This is a genomic window from Variovorax sp., from assembly GCF_035634955.1.
Lineage (GTDB): Bacteria > Pseudomonadota > Gammaproteobacteria > Burkholderiales > Burkholderiaceae_C > Variovorax.
The window spans coordinates 133,884-153,131 of record NZ_DASQBZ010000021.1 but is presented as its reverse complement, the minus strand read 5'-3'; the positions used below and the strand labels follow the sequence as shown (position 1 = coordinate 153,131).

The window sequence follows — 19,248 nt, the reverse complement described above, 5'->3', positions numbered from 1 at the left end:
CGTATGTTCCAGAACCAATCCCGTCCTCTCCTGTTCCCGCTGCTGCTGACGGCGGCATTGGCCGGATGCGCCGTCGGCCCGTCCTACCAGCGCCCCGACGCGCCGGTGTCGGCGGCCTGGAAGGAAATGCCCGTCGCCGCCGGCTGGGTACCGGCCACGCCCGCCGATGCCATGGCGCGTGGACAGTGGTGGCTTTTGTTCGACGATCCGCTGCTCGACCAGCTGGCCGACAAGGTGCAGGTGAACAACCAGAACATCGCCGCCGCCGCGGCTGCCTATGCGCAGGCGCAGGCGGCGGTACGCGAGCAGCGTGCGGCGCTGTTTCCGACGCTGGGCCTGTCGGCCAGCGCGCGACGCAGCGGCGAACGCGGCAACGGCAGTTCAAATGCCACCGGCAGCAACAGCGTGTCGCTCGGCGCGTCGTGGGAGCCGGACCTGTGGGGCCGGCTGCGCGAGTCGGTGGGCAGTGCCGAAGCCCAGGCCCAGGCCAGCGAGGCCGACCTCGCTGCCGCCCGCCTGTCCATGCTGGGCGAGCTTGCCACCGACTACTTCTCGCTGCGCGAGGCCGACGCCGAGCTGGCCGCGCTGTCCACCACCATCGACGGCTACGAGCGATCCCTCGCGATCGCGAGCAACCGCTACGAGGCCGGCATCGCCGCCCAGAGCGACGTGCTGCAGGCGCAGACGCTGTTGGCCAACACGCGCCAGCAGCGCGCCGCGCTGGTTCGCACGCGCGCGGCACTGGAGCATGCAATCGCGGTGCTCGTCGGCGTGCCGCCGGCGGAGTTCAGCCTGCCGACGGCCGATTGGAAGCCGGTGGTGCCGGACCTGCCGCCCGGCCTGCCGTCGGAGTTGCTGCAGCGCCGGCCCGACATCGCCGCCGCCGAGCGGGCGGTGTCGGCGGCCAACGCGCAGATCGGCATCGCGCGCTCGGCCTACTACCCGAGCTTCAGCTTCGATGCCTCGCTCGGCCGTTCCACGTCGCGTTTCTCAGACCTGTTCAACGCCTCGGACGCGCTCTGGTCGGTCGGCCTGTCGATGGCCCAGGTGGTGTTCGATGCCGGTGCCATCGGGGCACGTGTCGACCAGGCCAAGGCCTTGCACCAGGCGTCGGTGGCCAACTACCGCCAGACCGTGCTGGGTGCCTTCCAGGCGGTCGAGGACCAGCTGAGTGCGCGCGTCAGCCTGGCCGAGCAGCTCGGGCAGTCGCGCATCGCCTCGACGGCCGCCGACAAGACCGAGCAGCAGATCGGCAACCGCTACCGGGCCGGCCAGGTCGCCTACACCGAGGTCGTCGTGGCGCAGGCCTCGGCGTTGAATGCCCGGCGCAGTGTGCTGCAGCTGCAGGTCGCGCAGCAGGTCGCCGCGGTGGCGCTGATCCAGGCGCTGGGCGGCGGCTGGCAGGCGCAGTGGCTGGCGCCGCAGGCGGCCACGGAGGCCGCCGCGGCGCGCTGAGCGCATTGTCGGACAAGGCCCGACGCGGCCGGTGGCGATAATCCAGGCTCTTTCTCCAAGGAGCGCATGTTGGATCTGGTGTTGCTGGCCAAGGCCGCGGTGATGGGCATCGTCGAAGGCCTGACCGAATTTCTGCCCATATCGTCCACCGGTCACCTGATTCTCGCGGGCAGCCTGCTGGGCTTCGGCGGGGACAAGGCCAAGGTGTTCGAGATCGCCATCCAGACCGGCGCCATCTTCGCCGTGATCCTGGTGTACTGGAGCAAGATCCATTCGACCGTGGTGGCGCTGCCGCGCCAGGCCAAGGCCCGGCGCTTCGTGCTCAACGTGCTGATCGCCTTCTGCCCGGCGGTGGTGCTGGGCCTGGCATTCGGCAAGGCGATCCAGGCGCACCTGTTCACGCCCATCGTGGTGGCCACCACTTTCATCGTGGGCGGCTTCGTCATCCTGTGGGCGGAAAAGCGCCCGCCGGGTTCGGTGCGGGTGGAGAACGTCGACGACCTGACGCCCTGGGACGCGCTCAAGGTCGGCCTGGTGCAGTGTTTCGCGCTGGTGCCGGGCACCAGCCGCTCCGGGTCCACCATCATCGGCGGCATGCTGCTGGGCCTGTCGCGCAAGGCCGCGACCGACTTCTCCTTCTTCCTGGCCATGCCGACGCTGATCGGCGCGGGCATCTACAGCCTCTACAAGGAGCGCGCGCTTCTGTCGATGGCCGACCTGCCGCTGTTCGCCGTGGGCCTGCTGTTTTCATTCCTCAGCGCCTGGGTCTGCGTGCGCTGGCTGCTGCGCTACATCTCCTCGCACGACTTCGTACCCTTCGCGTGGTACCGGATCGTGTTCGGCCTGATCGTGTGGTTGACGGCCTGGAGCGGCGTGGTCGACTGGAGCCACTGACCCGCTTCGCCGGGCCGGGCGCGGCCGTGATGCGATGATCTACCCTCGTGACTGACGGCGCCGCCTACGAGCGCCAATGGAAACCAGAGGAGGAAATCAATGAAGCGTCACACCCTCGCCGCCGCCACGGCATTGCTCGGGGCCGCCGGCCCCGCGCTCGCCCAGTCGAGCGTCAACATCAGCGGCATGATCGACATCGGTGTCTACCGCGACACCAGCAAGACCTGGCAGGTCGGCCCCATTTCCCGCAGCAACATCGCGATCAGCGGGAAGGAAGACCTGGGCGGCGGGCTCGCCACCACGTTCAGGCTCAGCACCCGGTTCGAGACCGACACCGGCCAACTCGAGCAAACCGACAAGCCCTTCTTCCACGACGAGGCAACCGTCGGCCTGAAAGGCGCATTCGGCCACGTGCGCGTGGGTCGCATGCTCGACGCGATGTACAGCTTCGACTGGAAGTTCGACGCCTGGGGCAACTTCGACCGCATCGCCTCGCCGGCCTGGGACATCTGGCACTACAACTACCCGTCGGACCCGACCGCCAACGCCGGCACACCCGACTACGGCCGCATCAACAACGCGGTGATCTACGACTCGCCGGTGTACAGCGGCTTCTCGGTTCACCTGAGCACCGCGGCAAACGAGAACGTGCGCGGGCAGGGCCTCGAATCGCCCGAGCAGCCCTGGGGCGCCACGCTGCTGTACGAGGGCGACATGCTCGCCGCCATGGTGTCGAGCGAGCGCAACAGCCGCGGCGACGAGGACACCTTCGTCGGCTTGCGCGGCACGTTCGGCGACTTCAGCCTGTTCGGCGCCTACGACCGCAGCGAGTCGGGCCTGTCTGTGGCCAAGGTCTACACCGCCAGCGCCCAGTACGTGATCGACCGCATCACGCTGCGTGCCGGCTTCGGCCAGCTCGACCTGGACGAGGAACGTGCCGCCCAGCGCACCTACACGGCCAGCGTGGGCTACGCCTTTTCCAAGCGCACCAGCGTCTACCTGGACGTTGCGCGCAAGGACTACACGGACCGTGACGCCGACATGTTCGGCGTGGGCATCACCCACACCTTCTGACGGCGCGGGTCCGCGCCCGCGCTCAGAGCATGTTGCGAAGCGCCGCCTCGACGGCGGCGGCGGTGGCGATCGGTTTCTCCATGGGGAACAGGTGGCTGCCGTCCATCATGGTGATGCGCCCCTTCGTGACCTGCTGGGTCATGGCCAGGCCTACGCGTTTCATCTCGACCGACTGGCGTCCGCCGATGAAGGCGGCCTTGCACTTGAGCGGATGCCGGCGCAGCAGGCCGCCGAGATTGTGCGGCAGCGAGTCGTAGATGGCGGTTTCCACGTCGCGGTCGAAGCTCAGCAAACGGGTGTCCTCGTCGTCGAAGGTGCCATGCTCGATGTAGTCGCGCAGCACCTGCTCGTCCCACTTGGCGAAGGCCTTCTTGTTGCGGAAGTGCTCGAACACGGCCTCCCGGTGCTCCCAGCGGTTGCGCCGCTTGCGGCTGACGACGCCGGGCGACACGCTCTTCATGAGCGGCGTCCGCTTGACCAGTTCCAGGGCGCCGGCGCGCCAGCCGCCCAGCAGCGGCGAGTCGATGAGCACCACGCCGCAAGCCAGGTCCGGGTGGCGGGCCGCGCACATCAGGCTGAGGAAGCCGCCCAGCGAGTGACCGACAAGGAATACCGGGCCGCCGGCGAACTCGGCGCGCTCCTGCGCGAAATCGGCCAGTTGCTGCACCAGGTGCGGCCAGTTGTCGGTGACGGGGTACTTCGGATCGTGGCCGTACTTCTCGATCGCGTCGACGTCGAAGGCGCGGTTGCGCAGGCTGTCGAGCATGACGCGGTAGGTACTCGCCGGGAAGCTGTTCCCGTGAGAAAAGACAATGGGGGGCATGCGCATGCTGGGGCCGCGGCGCCGAAGGCGCGCGCGTTGTCTGCTGGCGTCAGATGAGTTTTTCGGAGGAGTTCGAGATCTTTCGCAGCGCGTTGTGGCGCGCCGCCGGCACGCGCAGCGGCGATGCCGCGGCGCTGCCGTCCCAGGCCGGGTCGTCCAGGCTGTCGAACGCCTCGCGCAGCTTCTCGCCCCAGGTGGTGTGAAGCATCCGGTAGTAGGGATTGTCGCCATCGACGCAGAACACCCGGTCGGTCTGCAAGGCGTCGGCCTCGTACACCACCAGGTCCAGCGGGAGGCCGACCGAGAGGTTGGACTTCATGGTGGAGTCCATCGACACCAGCGCGCACTTGGCGGCGGCGTCCAGCGGCGTGTTCGGCGTCAGCACGCGGTCCAGCACCGGCTTGCCGTACTTGGACTCGCCGACCTGGAAGTAGGGCGTCTCGGAAGTCGCCTCGATGAAGTTGCCGGCGGCATACACCATGAAAAGGCGCATGCCTTCGCCCCTGACCTGGCCGCCGAAGATGAAAGTGACGTTGAAGTCCAGCCCGGCCTGCTTGAGCGCCTCGCCGTCACGCTCGTACACGTGGCGCACCGCCGAGCCGAGCACGCGCGCGGCATCGAACATGCTGCGCGCGTTCCAGATCGTGATGGGCGGCGCGTCCTCGTGCTCGCGCAGTTCCTCGACCTGCAGCATCTCCCGCACCGACTGCGAAATGCTCAGGTTGCCGGCCGACAGCAGCACCATGAAGCGATCGTCAGGGCGCTCGTAGACGATCATCTTGCGAAACGTGCTGATGTGGTCGACGCCGGCATTGGTGCGCGAGTCCGACAGGAACACCAGTCCGGCGTTGATCTTGATGCCGACGCAATAGGTCATGTGAAGGTCCCGTGCACGCGGTTCAGTGTGGAATGGCTTGCGGCGCCGGCTGTTCGCGCTGGAGCAGCTTGCGCAGCGCATAGAGTGCCTCGAGCGCCTCGCGCGGGCTCATCGCGTCGGGATCGAGCGCGGCGAGCTGCGATTCTACGGCGCTGGCTGCCGGCGCCTCCTGCGCCGGCGGCGGCGCGAACAGGTCGACCTGGCGGCGCGACTCGTGCTGCTGCGCCTCCAGTGCGGAGAGCGCCTGGCGCGCGTGGTTCACCACAGCGGCCGGCATGCCGGCCAGCCGCGCCACCTGGATGCCGTAGCTGCGGCTCGCCGGGCCAGCCTGCACCTCGTGCAGGAACACGATGTCGCGGCCCGACTCGGTGGCGCTGACATGCATGTTGACCGCCTGGTGGTGCGTGGCCGGGAATTCGGTCAGCTCGAAATAGTGGGTCGCGAACAGCGTGAAGGCGCGCGAGCGGTCGTGCAGGTAGGCGGCGATGCCGGCCGCCAGCGCGAGGCCGTCGAAGGTGCTGGTGCCGCGCCCGATCTCGTCCATCAGCACCAGCGATTGCGAGGTGGCCGCGTGCAGGATCTGCGCCGCCTCGGTCATCTCCAGCATGAAGGTCGACTGGGCGTTGGCCAGGTCGTCGGCGGCGCCGATGCGGGTGTGGATGGCGTCGATCGGCCCGAGTCGGCAGGACTGCGCCGGCACGTACGAGCCGATGGAAGCGAGCAGCACGATGATGGCGATCTGCCGCATGTAGGTGGACTTGCCGCCCATGTTCGGGCCAGTGATCACCTGCATGCGCTGCTGCGGCGACAGGCGCGTGTCGTTCGCGATGAACGATCCGGCCGAGCGCTCGGCCAGCCGCGCCTCCACCACCGGGTGCCGGCCCTGCGCGATCTCGATGCAGGGATGGGCGGCGAACTCGGGCGCGTTCCAGCCCAGCGTGTGGGCCCGCTCGGCCAGCGCGCACAGCGCGTCCAGCGACGCCAGCGCGAGCGCCACGCCATTGAGGGTGGCCACGTGGACCTGCAGGGCGTCGAGCAGTTGCTCGTAGAGCCACTTCTCGCGGGCCAGCGCGCGCTCCTGCGCTGACAGCGCCTTGTCCTCGAAGGCCTTGAGTTCGGGCGTGATGAAGCGTTCGGCATTCTTGAGCGTCTGGCGGCGCCGGTAGTTCTCCGGTACCTTGCCCAGGGCGCCCTGCGAGACTTCGATGTAGAAGCCGTGCACGCGGTTGAACTGCACCCGCAGGTTGCCGATGCCGGTGCGCTCGCGCTCGCTGGTTTCGAGCGCCAGCAGGAAGGCGTCGCAGTTCTCGCTGATGGCGCGCAGCTCGTCGAGCTCGGCGTCATGGCCGGCGCCGATCACGCCGCCGTCACGCACCTGGGCCGCCGGGTCGGGCTTGAGCGCGGCGGCCAGCATTTCCGCGCAGCCGGCGGGCGGTTGCAGATTGGTGGCGATGCGCGCCAGCAGGCCGCCGGTCGACGAGGGCAGTGCCGGCGCCAGGGCCCGCGCCTTGTCCAGCGCGGCGCACAGCGCGACCAGTTCGCGCGGTTTGGCCTGGCGCAGTGCGATGCGCGCGGCGATCCGCTCGACGTCGCTCACGTTCCTGAGCTGCTCGCGCAGGGCGCGCCAGGCTGGGAGGTCGGCGGCGCCGCCCGGTGCCGACAGCGTGGCGATCGCGTCCAGGCGTTCGCGCGCCGCCGTGCGCTCGCGCCGAGGGGCCAGCAGCCAGCGCCGAAGCAGGCGGCTGCCCATGCCGCCCATGCAGGTGTCGAGCAGGGAGAACAGGGTGGGCGATGCCTCGCCGCGCAGCGTCTGCACCAGCTCGAGGTTGCGGCGAGTCGCGGCCGGCAACTCGATGAATTCGTCGTCCCGCTCGACCGCGAGGTGCTGGATATGCGACAGCGCGCGGCCCTGCGTGTGCTCGGCGTAGCCCAGCAAGGCAGAGGCGGCGCCGTGCGCCTGCGCCAGCCCGTCGGCCTGCCAGGCCGACAGCGAGGCCGCGCCCATCAGGCCGGCCAGGCGACGCTCGCCCAGGCCGGCGTCGAACTGCCAGGCCGGCCGCACGGTCAGCGTGAACGGCTGGTTGCCCGCCGTGCGCACCTCCTTAAGGCGCTGCTCGAAGGCCGGCGTGACGTCGGCGCCGTAGACCAGCTCGGTCGGCCCGACCCGGGTCAGCCAGGCCTCGAGGTCGTCGGTGGCGAACTCGGCCAGGTTGAGCTGCGCCGACGTGACGCTGAGCCAGGCCGCGCCGCAGACATTGCGCGGACCGGGGTGGACCGCCACCAGCAGCGCCTCGTTGCGATCGCCCAGCAGCTCGGCGTCGGTCAGCGTGCCGGGCGTGACCACCCGCATCACCTTGCGTTCCACCGGCCCCTTGCCCGCGCCGACTTCGCCGACCTGCTCGCAGATGGCGACCGATTCGCCCAGCTTGATCAGGCGCGCCAGGTAGGCGTCGACCGCGTGCACCGGCACGCCGGCCATGACCACCGGCTGGCCGGCCGACTGGCCGCGCTGCGTGAGGGTGATGTCGAGCAGCCGCACGGCCTTTTCGGCGTCGGCAAAGAACAGTTCGTAGAAGTCACCCATGCGGTAGAACAGCAGGGTGTCGGGGAAGTCGGCCTTGAGCTGCAGGTATTGCTGCATCATGGGCGTGTGGGCCGAAATCGTGGGGTCTGCAGGCTGTTGATTCGGCGCGCTCTTCATGCCCCGGATTATCGTGGACGGCTGCGCGGGGCCGCCGCCAGGGCTCATCGCCAGTTGGCGGTGGCGTCGAGGTACGAACGGGCGAACGCGCGGGCCGCGGTCGAGGTGGCGTGGTGTGCGTCCCAGTAGAGGCCGAAGCCGTCGCGCATGGCATCGCAGCTGACCGGGGTGCAGAAGTAGTCGGCGCGGTCGACGTAGACCACGTTGTCGTGACGACTGGCCACGGCCGCCAGGGCGGCGCTGATCTTCCGGGTTTGCGCGTCGAATTCCGACCGGGGAAGGCTGCAGGCGGACAGGTCGCCAGCCTGGATGCAACGCGGCACGCGGTCCTTCAGCGTGGGCGACGGACCCATCAGCAGGACGCGGCGCGCGATGCCGGAAGCCGCCGCCACGGTGGTGGCCACGCCCTGCAGGAGCTCGTCGCGGTAGGCGTAGCCGTCCCAGCGGGCCGTCATGATGAGGATGTCCGCCTTCCTGACCTGGGCGAAGGCGAGATCATTGAACTTGCGGCAGGTGTCGGATTCCAGCGGACGCGCGCGATTGACGTCGTAGCCGACGGCGGGCGGGCAGGCGTCGCGCGTCAGGTCCATCCACGGCATGTCTTCGCGCGATGCCAACGCCTGCGCGAACGGGCTCATCGCCCAGGCATGCGAGTCGCCCCAGATGATCACCGACGGCCGGTCGTCGACGCGCTCGCAACCCCTTTTCGGGAAAGAGGCGAGCTTGTCGATCGCATTGAAGTGGCAGCCATGCGGATCGCGTGGCCGGTCCCGGAGGACCACCTCGGACAGGCTGTGCGTCGCAAGCGAGGGCGGCGGCTCGACCAGCCTGGCCGTTGCCCAGGACATGCCGGACAGCGAGACGCACATCAGCAGCGAGGTGGTCACCAGGCGACGGTGGGAAATGGCCGGGTCGGGGCGGCGAAGTGGCGTTTCGATCAGGTGGTAGCCCAGCCACGCGAGGCCGACGGCGGCGACGCACAGGCCGGCCAGGGCGGTCGGCGGCACGGTGCCCGTGTGCATGGAGCGCCCAATCGCGAGCAATGGCCAATGCCAGAGGTACAGCGAATACGAAATGAGGCCGAGGAACACGGCGGGCCGCGACCGCAGGACCTCGCCGACCACCCCAAGCGGACTGCGCAGGTGCGTCGCCCGGATGAGAAGGGCGCAGCCCAGGGCCGCCAGCACGACGTTGACGGCCGCGAATCCCTGCGTCGGCGCAAGGATGGCAATGACAATCAGCGCCATTCCTGCCCAGGCGGCGCTGGCGCCATGTCCTCGCGGCCCGCCATTTCCGGCCCCGAGCGCGATCAGGCCACCTGCGGCCAGTTCCCAGAACCGGGTCGGCATGAGATAGAAGGCGGCGTGCGGGGAGATGATGCACATCGCGACGGCCAGTGACGCCGACGCGACGGCCACGGCCAGGACCACCGGGACGATCCTGCCCGGGCGCGTTCGCAGCAGCAGCGCCAGCATGAGCGGCCAGAGCAGGTAGAACTGTTCCTCGACCCCGAGCGACCACAGGTGCAGCAATGCCAGCCTTTCCGTGGTCGGGTCGAAATAGCCCCCGGTCGTTGCCTGGAAGTAGGCGTTGGCCGCGAAAAGGAGGGCGGCCGCGGCCGAGGCGGCTGTCTCGTGGAGCGCATCGCTGTCGAGCAGCAGCCACACCGCGACGAGCGTGCACAGCACCACGGTCACGAGCATCGGCAGGATCCGCCGCGCCCGGCGCGCATAGAAGGCGCAGATGTCCAGCGTCCCGGTGGCTTGCCACTCGGTGTGGAGCAGCCTGGTGATCAGGTAGCCGGAGATGACAAGGAAGATATCCACGCCCACGAACCCGCCGGGCAGAAAGCCGGGGAAGGCGTGGTAGATGACAACCGACAACACCGCCAGCGCGCGCAGGCCGTCCATTTCCGGGATATAGGCCTGGCGGTGGACGGTGCGCATGGGTGGGTCGGGGTCTGCCTTCGTCTATGGTATCAATTTGTTACGAAACTTGCTTGGCCGCCCCGCCTCAATCGAGCGAATCGATGCTGTTGACCTCGGCGGCCGTCTGCATCGAGAAGCGGTCGCGCGTGCGCACGTAGAAGCTCGCGCCGAAGCGCGCCACCGGGAAGTAGTGCTGCAGGTGCACGCGGTAGCGTTCCAAGTCGATCAGGCCTTCGCGCGCATGCAGCCACCGCACCTCGCCGATGAAGATATGCCGGCTGGCGGTCTCCAGCTTCTCGGAAAGATGGCACTCGAATGCCACCGGCGCCTCGGCGATGCGCGGTGGGCGGACCGTCCGCGAAGGGGCCGCGGTGAGGCCGACCGCGTCCAGCTCGCTCTGGCTGGCCGGCAGCTTGTCGCCGCAGCGATGCATCTGCTCGGCCATGGGCTCGTCGGCGATCTGCACCACGAACTCGCCGTTGGCCAGGATGTTGGCGGCGGTGTCCTTGAGCAGTTCGTCCTGCAGCTTGTTGATGCTGATCATCAGGATGGGCGGGTCCTCGCCCAGCATGTTGAACATGGAGAAAGGGGCTGCGTTGACCACGCCCTGCGCGTTGACGGTGGTGACCAGCGCGATCGGCCGCGGCACGATCAGGCTGGCCATCAGCTTGTAGCGCTGATAGGCGGAAATGGCGGAGAAGTCGATCTCGGTGGTGGGGGGCAACTGCGTGGGCATGATGGGACGACTCGAGGGCGGCCGGTGATTTGTCAACGATGTCGAATTGACATTGTGCACAATCCGGTCAGGCCGTCTTGCACGCGAGCAAGTGCCGTGCCGCCAGGCAGGCGGAGGTCCAACTCAAGGAGCGCGCAGTCAGACCGCGATGCCGTGCGCGTAGGCGCCGTCGATCATCCGGGCGGCCACCCTGGCCGACATCTGGAGGCGCCGCACGTCCCGGTCGTCCAACTGCCCTTCGTCGCTGGTACGGAAGAAGCACAGCATGCCGAAGACGTGGCCGTCGGCCAGGCGGATCGGCACGCCGATGCCGGCGCCCTGGCTCGGACGCGGCGCCAGCACGCACCCGTCGGCCGATTGCGCTTCTTCCTCGCTCGCGCGTGCGACGAAGGCGGCGCGAATGCTCAGGTGCTCCTCGAGCAGCCGCAGCAGTTCGGAAATGGTCTGCTCGGCCATGGCCACCCCATCCAGCAGCCCGTGCGCCAGCGATTCGCCGCCATTGGACGGCGTGCCTGCCAGGCGCTTGGACGCGGCAATGCTGAGCCGCAGCCGGGGCGCCATCCAATTGCTGTCGAGGTCCATCTGCTTGCTTGCCTTGGGTCGTTCGGCGTGGGAGCGTGCTCAGATTGCCCGGCCACGTGAACTCCCGTTTGTGCCCGACCCTGGCGGCGCCGTCTTCCTCAAAGAGAGGGATGGCGCCTCAGCGGCCTGCTCAGGGGCGCAACTGCCACTGGCCGCCGCTGGCGGACCGGCAGAAGGTATAGACACCCTCGTCCTTCGTGAGCTTGTAGGCGTTGGCGATGCGCAGGCGCCGGCATTCGCGGGCCGGCTTGCCTGCGCCGGCTGATGCCGGCTGCACGCCCTCGGGCGTGACCGTGCCGGATGCGCCGGTCTTGTCGTTCTTCCAGGTCTGTACGGGCCCGTCGGGCGGGCCGGACAAGGCGCTGTCCACGCTTTGGCGCAGCAGCTTGAAATCGGCCTGGCCGAATTTGGCGGCCGGGCTGTTCTTGAGAAAGAGCAGGTCGGCGCCGTAAGCGCCGCTGGACGCGGCGAAGGCAAGCGGCGCTGCCAGGGCAGCAGCGAAGAAATGCTTCTTGAACATGTTTGGGAAACTCCGACAGGTGCGGGCCCATTGTGCCCGCCCGCACGGTCGGTGGCCGGTCAGAGGTCGACCAACACGTCGAAGCCGCCGTAGATCATGCGCTTGACGTCGAAAGGCACGTCCGCGTCCGGCTTCATCATGTCGGCCATGCGCGGGTCTTTCATCACCTTGTCATTGATGGTGTCGCGCGCGGCGCGCGATTCGTAGACGATCCACGAGAAGAACACCACTTCCCCGTCCTGCAGGTCCACGGCCTGCGGAAACGAGGTCAGCTGACCGGGCTTGACATCCTCGGCGACGCACTCACGGAACTGCAGCGCGCCGTGCTCGCGCCAGATCTTGCCCGCGTCCTGCGCCATCTTGCGATAGGCGTCGATCTTTGCGCGGGGAACAGGGACCACGAATCCGTCGACATAAGGCATGGGTGTCTCCTGAATCAAACGACATGGGACCGCGTCGGCGCGCGGGCTCCGAGCAGGACCCCGCGTCGACGCTCTAGGCCGCCGCGCGCCTGCGGCGGGTAGCGGCAGCCTTGCGCGCAGACGCCGACCGCTCGGCGGCCGGACGGTTGGCAGAAGCCCGTCCGCCGATGTGCCCGCCCTTGCGCGACGCCGTGTGGGTGTCGGCCTTGCCCCGGCCGCTCCCGCTCTTGTTGCCGCCGCCGCTTTCCTTGTTGACGGTGGCCCAGGCACGGCGTTCGGCTTCGTTCTCCGAGACGCCGCGTGACTCGTAGCCTTCCTCGATGTGGCGGGCCTTGCGCTTCTGCTTGTCCGAGTAGGCCGACTTCTCGCCTCTAGGCATGCTCATTCTCCTTCGGTGACGGCTGCCTGCGCAACCGAGGCGGCACCGTGTCGCCCGAATTCATGCTGCGCCGTCGCTACAAGCCGGCCTGTAGGAACAGGTCCGCGATGGCCGTCGGCACGTCGCCGATGCGGGACGCGATCCGTTCCGCGTCTGAGGGCTGCTTCAGCCGGCCGCCGTCGCCGCGCCGGGGGGCGGCTCGCCGTCGCGCGCGATGCGCAGCTGCGGCAGGCTGGCAGGATATTCACGCTGCATGAAGTCGATCAGTGCCTCGCGGATACGGCAGCGCAGGTCGAACGCCTTGCCCGAGTCGACGGCCGTGGCCAGCACTCGCAACTGCATGGTGCGCTCGGTCGTGTCGGTGACCTGCAGGCCGAAGGTGCGTCCGTCCCATTCCGGCGCGGCCCGCACGACGCGTTCGAGTTCGGCGCGCAACGGTGCGATCGGCATGCTGAAGTCCACGTAGAAGAACACCGAACCCAGCAGCTGCGAGCTGCTGCGCGTCCAGTTCTGGAACGGCTTCTCGATGAAATACGACAGCGGCAGGATCAGGCTCCGGTCGTCCCAGATGCGCACCACCACGAAGCTGCCGGTGATCTCCTCGACCCGGCCCCACTCGCCCTCGACGACCAGCACGTCGTCGAGCCGGATCGGCTGCGCCAGTGCCAGCTGGAGACCGGCCACCAGGTTGCCGAACATCGGCTTCGCGGCAAGGCCGACCACCAGGCCGAACACGCCGGCCGACGCAAGCAGGCTGGCGCCGGCCTGGCGCGCGCCCGGGAAGGTCATCAGCGCCATGGCCAGGCCGATGACGACCGCCGCCGACATGGCGATGCGCGACAGCACCCGCGCCTGGGTGTGGATGCGCCGCGCCTGCAGGTTGTCGGTCACGTTGGCCGGGTGCGCATCCAGGAAGCCCTGCGTGAACCCGCGGATCGCCCGTGCCGCCAGCCAGGTGCCGAAGATGATCACCAGCAGGCCGGTGAGATGGCGCACGGCGTTGATGCCGGGCAGGTCGTTCGGTGCTGCCTGCCAGACCAGCTCGGCCGCGATCATGGGCAGCAGCCAGCGCGCCGGCGGGCGACCTTGCTCCACCATGCCATGCACGCCGGGCAGCCCACGGGTCAGGCGCAGCAGCAGCAGGCTGAGGATGCGGTGCGCAACGAGCGTCGCCAGCACGGCGGCGACGGCGGCCAGCACGGGCGCGGACCAGGCATGGGAGAGCAGCAGTTCGCGGTTCATGGCATTCACGGCGTGGCGTTGTCGAGCGCCTGCAGGATGCGTGCCGCATCCACGCGCAATTGCATGGCAATGCGGCTGGCGATGTCGAGCCTGCGCAGCAGCCAGGGGCTGATGTCCTGCTCGAACGGGTCCGGCAGCGTCACCGGCCCGCCGGAGCTCGGGCTGGCCGGCATGCCTTCGGGTGGCGGCGACAACGAGGCATCGGCAGGGCGCGTCGACAGCAGTTGCTCGATGTGCTCGGCGGCATGGGCCAGCGGCCCTTCGATCTGCGCCGGCGTCAGGCGGTCACGGCGCAGCACCAGCATCGACTTGACGGCGCTCAGTTGCGCCAACAGTTGATAGCTGTGTGCCTGCAGGTGTTCCAGCGGCCCCAGGGGCGGGCGCACGGCGCGCGGCTCCGACAGCGAACGCTGCGTCGCCTGCACCAGCGCCGACAGTGAGTCGTAGGCCTCGCGCCGGGCCAGGCGCCACGCCAGCTCGGGACTGTCGTCGGCTGCCTGCAGCTGGCCCAGGCCGAGCGCCAGCTTGGCATGGCGCGCCTGGGCGCGCATGGTGCGCATCACGAGTGCCGGCAGCTGGCTGCGTTCCCAGGACGGCAGCACGTAGCAGAAGGCCCAGGCCAGGGCGGCGCCGATGAGCGTGTCGGCGACGCGCTCGAACAGGGCCAGCGACGTCGACAGTCCGGCGTTGAGGATGTGCGCCTGCACCAGCCCGAGCACGGTGGCGGCCACCGCGGTGACCAGATAGCGCCGGATGGCGAAGGCATGGGCGATTGCCTGCGCGCCGGTCAGGCACAGCAGCAGCTCGAGCGCCGACGGGTGCGAAGCCAGCAGCGCCGTGGCCAGTACGCAGCCGAGCAGGGTGCCGGCCACGCGATGGTTGCGCCGCTCGAGCGTCTGCGAGAGGCTGCCGCGCAGCACCACGGTGATGGTCAGCAGGATCCAGTAGTCGTGCGAACCCCAGCTCTGCGCCACCGCGATGGCATAGCCCGCACCGATGGCCAGCGCCGCGCGGATGGCATGGCGCAGCGGCGGCGCGTCCCAGCGCCACACGGCCAGGAACGGGGCGAGCGACCACCGCGTCGGGCTGACGAACATCTTCCAGCCGGTGCGAACGGCCGCCAGGTCGGGCTCGATGTCGCGCCGTGCCAGGCGGGTCATGCGCAGCACGTCGTCGTTGAGGTGCCCGATGCGGTTGGCGATGCCGCGGGCCAGCAGGGCAGGGGTCGGACCCATGCCGGCGCTGTTCGGGCCGCTGTCCTGTGGCAGCCGGATGTCCGCCAGCAGCGGGCGCCGGTCGAGCGGGGCGTGTGGGCGCCGGCCCAGCAGCAGGGCGTCGGCGAGGGCAGCGGTCTCGCCGGCCAGCTCGTGCAGGATCATGCGCAGCTCGCCGATCACCCGCGCGCCAGCGGGATGCACGCGCAGCGCTTCCAGGTCGAGTTCGCTGGCCACCAGGTGGTCGCGCATCTCCAGCGCCACCATCAGCATGGCGGCCAGCCGCTGGCGCCGCTCGGTGCGTGGCGACTCGAGCACGATGTCGCGCGCGGCCTGCAACTGGTCGGTCAGCGCGGCCTGGTCGCGAAGCAGCTGGCCGAGCACCGGCGCCTGGAGTTCACGCACGTCGTCGGTGTCGTCCGGCGCATCGAATTGCCGGGCCTGGGTGCGCATGAGCGCGGCCACCGACAACAGCACGTCGGCCATGAGCTGGACACGGTAGCGCGCGTTCAGCGCGGCGTTCACGATGGTCGCCCACAGCACGTAGAGCATGCCGCCCAGGCCGAAATACAGCGTGGTCCACATCGCCTGTTGCGCGCTTGCAGGCGGCGGCGTGGCCATGGCGAAGATCATGGAGAACATGACCGCGATGGCGATCGGGATGCCGCGCTTGCCCCAGGCCATGCCGAGGAAGGCCAGGAAGGTGGCCGGCACCAGCAGCAGCCCCAGCGCCAGCGGGCGGCTGTGGAGCATCTGCACCGCGAAGAACAGCGGCAGCCCGATCAGCGGTGCCGGCAGCATCTGGCGGAATTTGCCGCGCCGGGGCGCGGCCAGGTCGGGCGGCGTGGCGACGATCACGCCGACCGACACCGCCGCGCCTGCCGCGGTGCCCAGCAGGAGGTGCGCCGCCGCGGTGATCAGCGCCAGCCCGAGTGCGACCGAGATGCCGTTGGCGACATAGTGGGACATCGCCACGCGCATCGCCGCGCGGGCACGCGCTGCGGCGAGGGGCGAGCGCATCACCGGCCGGGCTTGTCGTCCGTGGGTCGGGAGGCGGCGCGCACGCGCAGGGGCTTGCGCACGGCCTCGGGCGGCGTCGGGTTGGACGCGTCGGGCGTGTCGGCCGCTTCCGATTCGCCGGGTTGCTGCAGCGAGACGGTGCTGCGGGCGTAGATGTCGCCGTCGCCGGCATCGGCAGTGCCGGCCTGGCGTGCGGCATCCCGGCTCACGGCGCGCGCGCGCTCGGAGGCGTCGAGCTTGTCGTCCACGCCGGCGAACTTGGAATACTTGGCCAGCAGCGGCACCAGTTGGCCGTACACGCGCGGTGCGCCGGCCAGGCATTCGCGCTGCTCGAGGAAGTCCGGCTCACCGGTGAAGTTGCCGATCAGGCCGCCGGCCTCGGTCACCAGCAGCGAACCGGCCGCCACGTCCCAGATGTTCAGGCCGGTCTCGAAGAAGGCATCGGAGAAGCCGGCCGCCACGTAGGCCAGGTCCAGCGCGGCCGCGCCGGGACGGCGCAGGCCGGCGGCGCGCGGCATCAGGTCGGCCATGATGGCCAGGTACTGCTTGAAGTTGTCGCCGGTGCGGAACGGAAAGCCGGTGGAGATCAGGCACTCGTTCAGGCGGGTGCGCTTGCTCACCCGGATGCGGCGGTCGTTGAGGAACGCGCCGCGGCCGCGGGTGGCGGTGAACAGGTCGTTGCGCGACGGGTCGTAGATGACGGCCTGCTCGACCTTGCCCTTGATCGCCAGGGCGATGGAGACGCAGTAGACCGGAAAGCCGTGGATGAAGTTCGTGGTGCCGTCCAACGGGTCGATGATCCAGACGAAGTCGGAATCCTTGGCGCCATGCTCGCGGCCGGATTCCTCGGCCAGGATGCCGTGGCCGGGGTAGGCTTCCAGGAGGGTCTGGATGATGGCTGCCTCGCTGGCGTGGTCGACTTCGGTGACGAAGTCGTTGACCTGCTTTTGCGAGACCCGCACCGCCTCGACGTCGAGCGCGGCGCGATTGATGATGGCGCCGGCGGCGCGAGCGGCCTTGACGGCCACGTTGAGCATGGGGTGCTGGTTGGGCGACATGGATTTTGCGAAGAACCGATCGGCGGAAGAGGCCTGAAAGCGCCCGGCGATGCGGGCGGCGACAATCTGCTCCATTTTACCCGGCCCCTGTCCGCGTCGGCGGCACCGTTCATGAAGACCCGTTTCATCCTCATCCAGACCAGCCATGCCGGCAACGTGGGCGCGGCGGCGCGCGCCATGCGCACCATGGCATTCGACGACCTGGTGCTGGTGGCGCCGCGCTGGCCGAACGTGCTGCGGCGCGAAGAGACGCTGCAGCGCGCCAGCGGCGCACTGGACGTGTTGGCCAGGGCGCGCATCGTCGAGACGCTGGACGAGGCGCTCGACGGCATCACGCACATGTGCGCCACCGCCATGGTGCCGCGCGACTTCGGCCCCCCCACGCGCTCGCCGCGCGAGCACCTGGGGCCGCTGGCGGCCGGTCCGGAACAGCACGTGGCCTTCCTGTTCGGCTCCGAGCGCTTCGGCATGCGCAACGAGGACGTCTACCGCTGCCACGTCGCGCTGTCCATTCCCACGGCACCGGATTTCGGCTCGCTCAACCTGGGCGCCGCGATCCAGGTGATTGCCTACGAATGGCGCCAGGCGCTCGGCGGCTTCGGCGTGCGCGAGGCCGCAGCGACCGCGCAGGCGGCCGATGCGCAGGCCGTGGCCGGCATGTTGGCGCACTGGGAGCGGTCGCTGGTCGAGATCGGCTTTCTCGACCCTGCCGCGCCCAAGAAGCTGATGCCGCGGCTGGCGCAGCTTTTCAATCGCGCGCAGCCGACGACCGAGGAGATCCACATCCTGCGCGGCATTGCCAAGATGATGGTGCACCCGCAGCCGCCGCGCGCGGCCGCGGCAGGCGGCGCGGCCGTCCAGACGCCTGCCACGGATCCGGAGGCCCCGTCGCCGGCAGGCGATCCGGGGCGGCGATAGACTGGCCGGCCCATAAGCTCATCACCGGCCGTTCCATGATGTTCCAACGCCTGCGCTCCGACATCCGCTGCATTCTCGAGCGCGATCCGGCGGCCCGCTCGGCCTGGGACGTGCTCACCCTATATCCCGGCCTGCATGCGGTCATGCTGCATCGCCCGGCGCACTGGTGCTGGCAGCACGGATTGCGCTGGGCGGCCGGCTTCATCGCCCGCTTCTCGCGCTGGTTCACCGGCATCGAGATCCACCCGGCGGCGAAGGTCGGCAACGGCGTCTTCTTCGACCACGCCATGGGCGTGGTGGTGGGCGAGACGGCCGAGATCGGCGACGGCTGCACCATCTACCAGGGCGTCACGCTGGGTGGCACCTCGCTTTACAAGGGAACCAAGCGGCATCCGACGCTTGGCCGCAACGTGGTGGTGGGCGCGGGCGCCAAGGTGCTGGGCGGCTTCACGGTGGGCGATGGTGCGCGCATCGGGTCCAACGCCGTGGTGACGCGACCGGTGCCGGCGGGCGCCACGGCGGTCGGCATTCCGGCGCGGATCGTTCCCGGGGCCGGCACCGGCGAAGCGCCGGCCCAGGGGGCAGGCGCGTTTGCCGCCTACGGCGTGACGCAGGGCGACGATCCGCTGTCGCTGGCCATGCGCAGCCTGATCGACAGCGCCTCTTCGCAGGACCACCAGATCACGCTGCTGTGGCAGGCCATCGAGAAGCTGGCCCAGGAGCGCGAGCGCGGCTCCGGCGACTGCGTGCCCGGCGATGCGGCACGCCAGGCCTGCTTCGAGGCCGCGAAGGTCGCGGAACTGGTCGGCAAATAGGCCCGGCGCCGGCTCCGGCGCTCAGGTCCCCATTTCGATCAGACGCGTGCGCATCGTGCGCAGCGTGCGCCGCAATTCGTCCAGGTCCTCAGGCGAGTTGGCGCGGGTGATGTCGTCCGTTACCGCGTCGACCACGACCTTCGCCTTGTCGAATACGGCCTGGCCGGATGGGGTGATCGTGCTCACGACATTCCGGCGGTCGTGCGCCATGACGGTGCGCTTGACCCAGTCGCGCGCCTCCATTCCGTGCAGGATATGCGTGATGCGGGTGCGCTCGAACGCTGTCCATTGCGAAAGCTCCTGCATCGTCAGACCGCCTTTGCGCAGCAACGCGCTCAATACGCGGTACTCGGTTGGCAGCATGTCGAGGGGTTTGAGCGCCTCTTGAAGCAGACGATTCCTGCGCTCCACGACCTGCGTGCAAAGGAAAAAAATGTGGTCTTCCAGTTCCATGTCGGATGCATGCGTTTGTTGTTAGGTGAAGATTCACCTTAATATTCAGTGAAACTTCACGTGTTGGCACGGGAGTTGCGATGGAGTGCCGGGACGAGACTCTTCGCATTCCCGCACACCAAGAAACGTGGATTTTC

18 protein-coding genes are annotated in these 19,248 nt (G+C 69.2%); 5 read left to right on the top strand and 13 right to left on the bottom strand.

The genetic code is table 11. The features are described from left to right. Nucleotides 1-3 precede the first annotated feature (3 nt). The 3 genes from VES41_RS11520 (at nucleotide 4) to VES41_RS11510 (ending at nucleotide 3,423) form a co-directional block, all read left to right on the top strand. Complete coding sequence (locus VES41_RS11520) at nucleotides 4-1,455, top strand: efflux transporter outer membrane subunit (RefSeq protein WP_324816714.1); 1,452 nt, start codon at nucleotides 4-6, stop codon at nucleotides 1,453-1,455. A 69-nt stretch (nucleotides 1,456-1,524) separates the two neighbouring features. Beyond that, a complete protein-coding gene (locus VES41_RS11515; protein WP_324817020.1) occupies nucleotides 1,525-2,349 on the top strand; it encodes an undecaprenyl-diphosphate phosphatase in 825 nt (274 codons plus the stop codon). A gap of 99 nt (nucleotides 2,350-2,448) precedes the next feature. Continuing rightward, complete coding sequence (locus VES41_RS11510) at nucleotides 2,449-3,423, top strand: porin (protein WP_324816713.1); 975 nt, start codon at nucleotides 2,449-2,451, stop codon at nucleotides 3,421-3,423. A gap of 22 nt (nucleotides 3,424-3,445) precedes the next feature. On the opposite strand, the gene VES41_RS11505 is transcribed toward VES41_RS11510, so the two are convergent. The 12 genes from VES41_RS11505 to VES41_RS11450 form a co-directional block, all read right to left on the bottom strand. Next, entirely contained in the window at nucleotides 3,446-4,246 is an 801-nt protein-coding gene (locus tag VES41_RS11505; RefSeq protein ID WP_324816711.1) for an alpha/beta hydrolase, read from the bottom strand. Between the two features lie 49 nt (nucleotides 4,247-4,295). Continuing rightward, on the bottom strand, nucleotides 4,296-5,123 hold the full coding sequence (locus VES41_RS11500) for a proteasome-type protease (protein WP_324816710.1): 828 nt from the start codon (nucleotides 5,121-5,123) through the stop codon (nucleotides 4,296-4,298). 22 nt (nucleotides 5,124-5,145) lie between these two features. Continuing rightward, nucleotides 5,146-7,824, bottom strand: a complete 2,679-nt coding sequence (gene mutS / locus VES41_RS11495) for a DNA mismatch repair protein MutS (RefSeq protein WP_414719101.1) — start codon at nucleotides 7,822-7,824, stop codon at nucleotides 5,146-5,148. A gap of 44 nt (nucleotides 7,825-7,868) precedes the next feature. Continuing rightward, nucleotides 7,869-9,770 (bottom strand): acyltransferase family protein, encoded by a 1,902-nt coding sequence (locus VES41_RS11490; protein ID WP_324816708.1) that lies wholly within the window; start codon nucleotides 9,768-9,770, stop codon nucleotides 7,869-7,871. 67 nt (nucleotides 9,771-9,837) lie between these two features. Continuing rightward, nucleotides 9,838-10,488: a flavin reductase family protein gene (locus tag VES41_RS11485; protein WP_324816706.1), complete on the bottom strand. Its 651-nt coding sequence runs from the start codon at nucleotides 10,486-10,488 to the stop codon at nucleotides 9,838-9,840. A 138-nt stretch (nucleotides 10,489-10,626) separates the two neighbouring features. Next, the gene (locus VES41_RS11480; RefSeq protein ID WP_324816705.1) at nucleotides 10,627-11,070 is read right to left on the bottom strand and encodes a GAF domain-containing protein; all 444 of its coding nucleotides are present in this window, start codon (nucleotides 11,068-11,070) and stop codon (nucleotides 10,627-10,629) included. 130 nt (nucleotides 11,071-11,200) lie between these two features. Beyond that, on the bottom strand, nucleotides 11,201-11,590 hold the full coding sequence (locus tag VES41_RS11475; protein ID WP_324816704.1) for a hypothetical protein: 390 nt from the start codon (nucleotides 11,588-11,590) through the stop codon (nucleotides 11,201-11,203). Nucleotides 11,591-11,649: 59 nt separating this feature from the next. Continuing rightward, nucleotides 11,650-12,012: a DUF1428 domain-containing protein gene (locus VES41_RS11470; RefSeq protein WP_324816702.1), complete on the bottom strand. Its 363-nt coding sequence runs from the start codon at nucleotides 12,010-12,012 to the stop codon at nucleotides 11,650-11,652. 73 nt (nucleotides 12,013-12,085) lie between these two features. Then, entirely contained in the window at nucleotides 12,086-12,391 is a 306-nt protein-coding gene (locus VES41_RS11465; RefSeq protein WP_324816701.1) for a plasmid stabilization protein, read from the bottom strand. Between the two features lie 165 nt (nucleotides 12,392-12,556). After that, entirely contained in the window at nucleotides 12,557-13,633 is a 1,077-nt protein-coding gene (locus VES41_RS11460; protein WP_324817017.1) for a mechanosensitive ion channel family protein, read from the bottom strand. A 5-nt stretch (nucleotides 13,634-13,638) separates the two neighbouring features. After that, on the bottom strand, nucleotides 13,639-15,867 hold the full coding sequence (locus VES41_RS11455; RefSeq protein WP_324816699.1) for an FUSC family protein: 2,229 nt from the start codon (nucleotides 15,865-15,867) through the stop codon (nucleotides 13,639-13,641). Further along, nucleotides 15,867-16,925, bottom strand: coding sequence for an inositol monophosphatase family protein (locus VES41_RS11450; RefSeq protein ID WP_324817015.1), 1,059 nt, complete (start codon nucleotides 16,923-16,925; stop codon nucleotides 15,867-15,869). Before VES41_RS11450 ends, VES41_RS11455 begins: the two co-directional genes overlap by 1 nt. Before the next feature lie 111 nt (nucleotides 16,926-17,036). Between VES41_RS11450 and VES41_RS11445 the strand changes: the two genes are divergently transcribed. Continuing rightward, nucleotides 17,037-17,843, top strand: a complete 807-nt coding sequence (locus VES41_RS11445) for an RNA methyltransferase (RefSeq protein ID WP_324816698.1) — start codon at nucleotides 17,037-17,039, stop codon at nucleotides 17,841-17,843. Nucleotides 17,844-17,881: 38 nt separating this feature from the next. Further along, complete coding sequence (cysE, locus tag VES41_RS11440) at nucleotides 17,882-18,658, top strand: serine O-acetyltransferase (protein ID WP_324817013.1); 777 nt, start codon at nucleotides 17,882-17,884, stop codon at nucleotides 18,656-18,658. A 21-nt stretch (nucleotides 18,659-18,679) separates the two neighbouring features. Here the strand turns inward: cysE and VES41_RS11435 are convergent, their stop codons facing one another. Next, a complete protein-coding gene (locus VES41_RS11435; RefSeq protein WP_324816696.1) occupies nucleotides 18,680-19,111 on the bottom strand; it encodes a MarR family winged helix-turn-helix transcriptional regulator in 432 nt (143 codons plus the stop codon). Nucleotides 19,112-19,248: the final 137 nt, after the last annotated feature.